The organism is Pseudomonas sp. P5_B2 (assembly GCF_056400445.1).
Map to the genome: position 1 here is coordinate 1 of NZ_JBFULH010000200.1, position 7401 is coordinate 7401.

Genomic DNA, 7401 nt, shown 5'->3' on the forward strand with positions numbered 1-7401 from the left:
GTTGCGCGACATGCACCAACCCGATGCTCACCGTGGTGACAAAGGGTCGGCCTTTCCAGACAAAGTGCAGGTTTTGCACGGTCATGCGCAAACTTTCGGCAACCTTCTCGGCAGCGTCCGGTGCGCAGTTTTCCAGCAGTATGCCGAACTCATCGCCACCCAGCCGAGCCAAGGTGTCGCCTTCGCGCAAACCGGACTGCAGCAACGCACAGATATGCCGCAGCAGTTCATCGCCCGCTGCATGACCGCACGTGTCATTGACCAGTTTGAATTGATCCAGATCGAGAAACATCAGGGCATGGCACCCGGTATACCGTGTCAGGTTGTGCAGTGCCTGCTCCAGTCGAAACTCGAACTCGCGGCGGTTGGCGAGCCCGGTCAAGGCGTCATGAGTCGCCTGCCAGGACAGATTGGCAATGTATTGGCGTTCCTGTGTCATGTCATGCAACACCAGCACAGTGCCACTGACCTTGCCCGCATTGCGAATCGGYGAACCCACCAACGTTACCGAAACCGTGCTGCCATCCAGTCGCTGAATCAGCTTGGAATGTTCGCTGCCACCACCGAGTTGACCGCTCAAAATATGTTCGATCAACGTGAAACCATCAGCCTGAGCGTTTTCATCCAGCAGATTGAACAGCGCCGCCAGCGGCAAACCCGTCGCCTGTTCGGCTTTCCAGTGAGTCAGCGCCTCGGCGGCGGGATTCATGTAGGTGATTGCGCCGTCGACATCCGTAGTGATCACGCCGTCGCCAATGGATTGCAGAGTGATCTGCGCCCGGTCTTTCTCCAGTTGCAGCGCTTCGGCGAACTCATGGCGCTGCTTGAGCAACTTATGGGTACGCAGCAACGCCAGCGCAATCAAACTCAACGCCGTGGCGAGGTTGGTCACCAGCAGCAATTGGAGGATCAAGCGCGAGCCTTCGCCCAATGCATCACTGAACGCTTTGGCGGCTGGCGTTACTGCATCGTTGATGGCGAGTATCTGGTCTTTCCAGCGCCACAGATCAGCGGGCGTGACCTGTCTGTCGGCAACGCGCTGGTGCATCTCTTGCGCAACATTGTCGAGTTGCAGCAGGTACGCGTCACCCACCGTCCAGAGGTCGATGGCTTTTTCAAGGTATGAGAAATGCCGGAAGTTGAGGTAGAGCCAGATCAGACTGGAAACGTCGTCAGGGTGGTTGCCCCCCTTGAGAATCGCCACTCGTGCGGCTTCGATTTCCGGTGGCTGGTGATCCAGCGCCAGGCGTAACTCGTGACCACCCTGAGGTATGGCAATGGCGTTCTGGTATTTGAGGAAAATCGCCTCGTCGCGACTGTCCGCATAGAGATTGAGGTAATAGATGGCGTCTTTTTGCCCCTTCGACCACAGGCTTTCACCGGCAACATAGCCGCGTACTGCCGACAGAACGTACAGGCTGACGCCCCCCAACAAGGCCTGAAACAGCACGACGGCAATAAATGGCCAGACAATGCCCAACAACCGTGGCGTTCCGAGAGTCCGGGTTTGATTCATGAGGTCCCTTTTTAGCACTGCCAGATCATCATCCCAACGTGATCGCTACCGCCAGACTAGGGCGCGATCTCGATCCCGGCAAGCAAACCATCAACATCAATACCTGAACTGACAAAGGCGTATTGAGCGGCACACGGCGTTATAGCTGTTGTAAATGCCCATAAAGCTTGGCGTACAAACCACCCTCAGCGATCAATTGCTGGTGGTCGCCATCCTCGGCAATCTGTCCGCCATCGAACACCAGCACCCGGTCGGCTTGTTTCACCGCTGACAACCGGTGCGCGATGATCAAGGTGGTGCGATGGCTGAGAAACCGCGCCAGCGCCTGATGCAGGTTGTATTCGGTGGYGGCGTCCAGCGCGGAAGTGGCCTCGTCGAGAATCACCACTTTGGGTTCGGCCAGGACCATTCGTGCAATCGCCAAGCGCTGGCGCTGACCACCGGACAAACGCACACCGGAGCGTCCGACGATGCTATCGAGGCCGTCGGGCAGCGCTCGAACCGTGTGGTGCAGCTGCGCAATTTCCAGTGCTTGCCAACAGGCTTCGTCGCTGCGCACACGGCCCATCGTCAGGTTGGCGCGGATGGTGTCGTTGAACAAAGCAGGATGCTGCAAGACCACCGCAACATTTTCGCGCACGGTTTCCAGGCCGATCTCCTGTTGCGTCGAGCCGCCGAAGCGAATGGTCCCGGCCTGTGGAGTGTACAAGCCCAGCAACAATTGCACCAACGTGCTCTTGCCGCCACCACTGGCGCCGACAATCGCGACTTTTTCACCGGGGGCGATGGACAGGTCCATCTTGTTCAGCACCAATTCATCGCCGTAACCGAAACTCAGGCTCTGGACTTCTATGCCCACGGTGTCACGGCCCTGAAACGGGTCGACGCCACCGGGGTATTGCGGCTCATCGGCCCTGGCCAGCAACTCGTTGATCCGCGCCAGCGCACCACTGGCGGCGTAATAGGCGTATTGAAGATTAAGCAGTTGTTCCACCGGGCCGATCATGAACCACAGGTAGCTGAACACCGCCAGCATCTGGCCGATGGACAGGTCGGAGAACAGCACGGTGAGCATGGCTGCCGCGCGAAAAATATCGATGCCGAACTGGAACAGCAAACCGCTGGCACGATTCGAAGCATCGGTTTTCCATTGCGAGTTGACCGCGTAATCGCGCACTTCCCGGGCCCGCAGGCCCAGTCGACCGAGGAAGAATCCCTGGCGGTTGCCCGCGCGCACTTCCTGGATCGAATCGAGGGTTTCGGTCAGTGCCTGGGTGAAGCGCGAGGTGCTGTCGTTCTCGAGTTTCTTCAGGTGTTTGACCCGCTTGCCCAGCAGCACCGTGGCGTAAATCACCAACGGATTGAACAACATGATCAGCAGTGCCAGCTTCCAGTGCATCCAGACCAGAATGCTCGCGGTGCCGACCAGGGTCAGCATCGCCACGAGGAAACGACTGAGGGTTTCACCGACGAATTTGTCCAGCGTGTCCAGGTCGGTGACCATGTGCGTGGTCACCGTGCCGCTGCCCAGGCTTTCGTATTCGCCCAGGGAAATGCGCTTGAGCCGCTCGATCAGTCGGGTGCGAATGCGATACACGATGTCCTTGGCCAAGGCCGCGAACAATTTTGCCTGCACCACGTTAAACAACAAGGCGCCGCAGCGCAGCAACAAGGTCACGAGCAACATCAGGCCAATGTAGCCCGCCGCTTTCTGCCAGTGTTCGGGCAGGGCGTGGTTCATGATCTTCAGCGCGGCATCGCCGTGCCCCAGCAATACTTCGTCCACCAGCAACGGCAACAGCAACGGAATCGGCACGCTGCACAAGGTCGCCAGCACGGCGACGCCATTGGCGATCCACAGAGATTTTTTATGGTGCAGGGCCAGTCGGCGGATTTCGGCCCAGCTCAGTCGATCGACACGCTTGGGAGCCGAGGCGTCATCGGGCACATCATGCACAGGCAGCGCGCTCCAGCCAGCGGCCGAGCAACGGGGACAGTTCACTTAGGGGCTGATAGCCATTGGTCAGCAACGCCAATTGACCATTACGCTCAGCCAACAGCGTAGGGAAACCGGCGATGCCCAGGTCCTGGACCCAAGTGAAATCGGCCGCCGTGGCGGTGTGCATATCCGCACGGTCGAATGCAGCGGCAAATTCGATGCGCGGCAGACCAGCCTGCTCGGCCAGCTCCACCAGCACGCTGGCGTGGGTGACGTCGCGACCTTCGACGTAGAACGCATGCTGAATCAGGCCCAGCAGTTTCCACGCGCAATCCGGCGCCAGACTGCGCGCAGTCACCAGAGCCCGACATGCAGGTTCGGTGTCGTAGACAAAGCCTTCCGGCAACGCGCCTTCGGTTTTGAACGGTTGGCCGGTGGCCTCGGTGACAGCTTGCCAATGTTCAAGAATGTAGCGTCGGGTGGTCGGCTCCAGCGCCGAACCACTGCCGGTACGCAACCCCCCAACGATCAAATGCACCTCTACGCCCGCCGCGTGCGCCTGTTCGACCAAGGCGTTAGCCACTGGCGCAAAGCCCCAGCACCAGGAACACATCGGATCCATTACATAGAGCAGGCGGCGCGCAGACATAGTTCAAGCCTCGGAAGGGGTTTGCTTGTAGTTGTAGCCGATCGGGTGCGGCAAGTTGCGAGCCTTGGCCAGTTCGATCTGCTTCTGCCGATCAATGGCACTGCGGCGGGTCTTCTCGCTCAGCGTATCCCAGCAATGCGGGCAGCTGACGCCGGCCACGAAATGCTCGGAAGCGCGGTCTTCAACGCTGATCGGCGTACGGCAGGCATGACATTGATCGTAGTCACCTTCACTGAGGTCATGACGTACGGTCACGCGGTTGTCGAACACGAAGCAGTCGCCCTGCCATTTGGTCTCTTCCTGCGGAACCTCTTCGAGGTACTTCAGAATGCCACCCTTGAGGTGATAGACCTCACCGAAGCCTTCGCTGAGCATGTAGCTCGACGCCTTCTCGCAGCGGATGCCGCCGGTGCAGAACATCGCGACCTTCTTGTGCACGGCCGGGTCGAAGTTGGCTTTGATGTAGTCGGGAAATTCGCGAAAACTGGTGGTTTTCGGGTCGATAGCGCCTTCGAAGGTGCCGATCGAGACTTCGTAATCGTTACGGGTGTCGATCAACAGTACTTCCGGATCGCTGATCAGCGCATTCCAATCCTGAGGATCAACGTAGGTGCCGACCTTTTTGTTCGGGTCCACGCCTTCAACGCCCAAGGTAACGATTTCTTTCTTGAGCTTGACCTTGGTGCGATAGAACGGCTGATCGTCGCAGTACGACTCTTTGTGATCGATGTCGTCCATGCGTGGGTCGTTCTTGAGCCAAGCCATCAGCCCGTCGATGCCTTCACGACTGCCGGACACGGTGCCGTTGATGCCTTCTTCGGCGATCAGCAGCGTGCCTTTGATGCCGTTGTCGACCATTGCTTGCAGCAGTGGCTCGCGCAGGGCGACGTAATCTTCCAGGGTGACGAACTTATACAGTGCCGCCACGACAATCTGTTGTGTCATGGGTGATTCTCCAGGTGGCTACCCTCGCAAAGGGTGAACCGGATGCGAAAAAAAAACGCGCCGGGTGAGCGGCGCGTTGCGGATTGTAGCAAAGGAGCAGCTTTAAGCGGCAAGCTTCGAGCTACAAGCTCAAGGTAGCCCCCTAAACTTGCAGCTTGCAGCTTGTAGCTGTTTTTACTGCCTCTCTCCGCCTGCACAGGTCGGTGAGGCCGGGGCCGCGTCGATCTGTGCCCATTCCTCAGGCGTGTAGGTATGCAGCGCCAACGCGTGAAACTCGCCCATCAGCTCGCCGAGCGTGCCGTAGACTTTTTGATGACGCTTGACCCGGTTCAGCCCTTCGAACTGCTGGCTGACCACCACGGCCTTGTAGTGGGTCTGCAACCCACGGCTGTGCATGTGGCTTTCATCCAGCACTTGCAGATGCTGCGGCTGTAACAGGCCCAGCGTCGATTCAATGCGTTGTTGCATGGTCATACCGAACTCCGCTTAAGGCTTTTTCTTGGCTGGAGCGGCGCCTTTAGGCTCCAGCTCGGCCGTCATGTCAGCCAACAGCTTGTTGACCACAGGCACCGCGCTTTCCAGCTTGGCTTGAGTCATCTGGGCCGATTGCTGAGTCAGTTGTGGCATTTTTTCCAGGACTTTCTTGCCCAGCGGCGACTGGTAGAACGCAACCAGGTCCTTGAGCTCGGACTCGCTGAAGTTGGAGGTGTAGAGCTTGACCATTTCCGGCTTCAGCTTGTTCCAGCCAATGGCTTGGTCCAGCGCGGTGTTGGCTTTGGCCTGATACGTTTCCAGCACGGCTTTTTTCGATTCAGGCGCTTTGGTCTGTGCAAAGCGCTGAGCGAACATTTGCTGCACTTGCATGTACACCGGAGTGCCCAACTTGTCAGCGTGCGCCAGGGTCAGGAAAGCTTCGGCACTAGCGTTGTGGCTGGCGGTATCGGCAAAAACTGGGCCGCTGGCGCAGACCAGTGCAACCGCGGTACAGATGGCACGAAGACGAGTCATCGAGTTTCCTTTTCTAGCAGGCGAGGTAAAACCCCAAGGGCGTCCATTCTGCGCCTAAAAAAGTGTGTCGCTCAACCCCAAGCCTTGTCGGGCCTGAATTAGAGGGGTTGAAAGGGCAAAAACCGGTCAGATGGAACCACAGCTGTCGATCAGAGCCTAAACTGCGCTATCAGACCTACAGGAGTGTGCATGATGAGCCGTATCGAAACCGACAGCCTTGGCCAGGTGGAAGTCCCGGATGAAGCCTACTGGGGCGCTCAGACGCAACGCTCGCTGATCAACTTCGCTATCGGCAACGAAAAAATGCCGCTGGCGGTGCTGCATGCCCTGGCGCTGATCAAGAAAGCCGCGGCACGGGTCAATGACCGTAATGGCGACATACCCGCCGACATCGCCCGGTTGATCGAACAGGCCGCCGACGAAGTGCTCGATGGCGACCACGACGACCAGTTCCCGCTGGTGGTCTGGCAGACCGGCAGCGGCACCCAAAGCAACATGAACGTCAACGAAGTGATTGCCGGTCGCGCCAACGAACTGGCTGGCAACCCGCGCGGCGGCAAGTCGCCCGTGCACCCCAACGATCACGTCAACCGCTCGCAAAGCTCCAACGACTGTTTTCCCACCGCCATGCACATCGCAGCTGTCCAAGCGGTGCAGCAACATTTGCTGCCGGCCATCAGCGAACTGTCGGGCGGGTTGGCCGAGCTGGCGGCGCGCCACATGAAACTGGTCAAGACCGGTCGTACGCACATGATGGACGCCACACCGATCACCTTCGGCCAGGAAGTCTCGGCGTTCGTCGCGCAACTGGATTACGCCGAGCGGGCGATCCGCAGCGCGCTGCCGCCCGTGTGTGAGTTGGCTCAGGGCGGCACCGCCGTCGGCACGGGCCTGAATTCGCCACACGGTTTCGGCGAAGCGATTGCTGCCGAACTGGCCGCCCTCTCGGGTCTGCCCTTCGTCACCGCGCCGAACAAATTCGCCGCTCTGGCCGGTCATGAACCGTTGACGACGCTTTCAGGCACGCTGAAGACCCTGGCGGTAACCCTGATGAAAATCGCCAACGACCTGCGCCTGCTGGGCTCCGGCCCCCGGGCCGGTTTCGCCGAAGTGAAATTGCCAGCCAACGAACCGGGCAGCTCGATCATGCCGGGCAAAGTCAATCCGACGCAGTGCGAGGCGCTGTCGATGCTGGCGTGTCAGGTTATGGGCAATGACGTTGCCATCGGGTTCGCGGCAAGTCAGGGGCACCTGCAATTGAACGTATTCAAACCGGTGATCATCCACAACCTGCTGCAATCGATCCGCCTGCTGGGGGATGGCTGCAGCAACTTCCAGCAGCAC

Annotated in this window: 7 protein-coding genes; 1 reads left to right on the forward strand and 6 read right to left on the reverse strand. The window is 59.0% G+C overall.

What is annotated here, in order from left to right:
• The 6 genes from AC1DRJ_RS15770 to AC1DRJ_RS15795 all read right to left on the reverse strand — a co-directional run.
• On the reverse strand, positions 1 to 1516 hold a 1516-nt coding region (locus AC1DRJ_RS15770; protein WP_477802979.1), incomplete at its 3' end, for a diguanylate cyclase domain-containing protein.
• 139 nt (positions 1517 to 1655) lie between these two features.
• A complete protein-coding gene (locus tag AC1DRJ_RS15775; RefSeq protein ID WP_477802980.1) occupies positions 1656 to 3473 on the reverse strand; it encodes an ABC transporter ATP-binding protein in 1818 nt (605 codons plus the stop codon).
• Positions 3466 to 4104: a DsbA family protein gene (locus tag AC1DRJ_RS15780; RefSeq protein WP_477802981.1), complete on the reverse strand. Its 639-nt coding sequence runs from the start codon at positions 4102 to 4104 to the stop codon at positions 3466 to 3468. The genes AC1DRJ_RS15775 and AC1DRJ_RS15780 overlap by 8 nt, the downstream gene beginning before the upstream one ends.
• A 3-nt stretch (positions 4105 to 4107) precedes the next feature.
• Positions 4108 to 5049: an oxygen-dependent tRNA uridine(34) hydroxylase TrhO gene (gene trhO, locus AC1DRJ_RS15785; RefSeq protein ID WP_477802982.1), complete on the reverse strand. Its 942-nt coding sequence runs from the start codon at positions 5047 to 5049 to the stop codon at positions 4108 to 4110.
• A gap of 174 nt (positions 5050 to 5223) precedes the next feature.
• On the reverse strand, positions 5224 to 5523 hold the full coding sequence (locus tag AC1DRJ_RS15790) for a BolA family protein (RefSeq protein ID WP_477802983.1): 300 nt from the start codon (positions 5521 to 5523) through the stop codon (positions 5224 to 5226).
• Between the two features lie 12 nt (positions 5524 to 5535).
• Positions 5536 to 6057: a DUF2059 domain-containing protein gene (locus tag AC1DRJ_RS15795; RefSeq protein ID WP_007945799.1), complete on the reverse strand. Its 522-nt coding sequence runs from the start codon at positions 6055 to 6057 to the stop codon at positions 5536 to 5538.
• 192 nt (positions 6058 to 6249) lie between these two features.
• Here AC1DRJ_RS15795 and AC1DRJ_RS15800 point away from each other — a divergent pair.
• Positions 6250 to 7401: class II fumarate hydratase (locus AC1DRJ_RS15800; RefSeq protein WP_477802984.1), on the forward strand; the 1152-nt coding region annotated here is incomplete at its 3' end.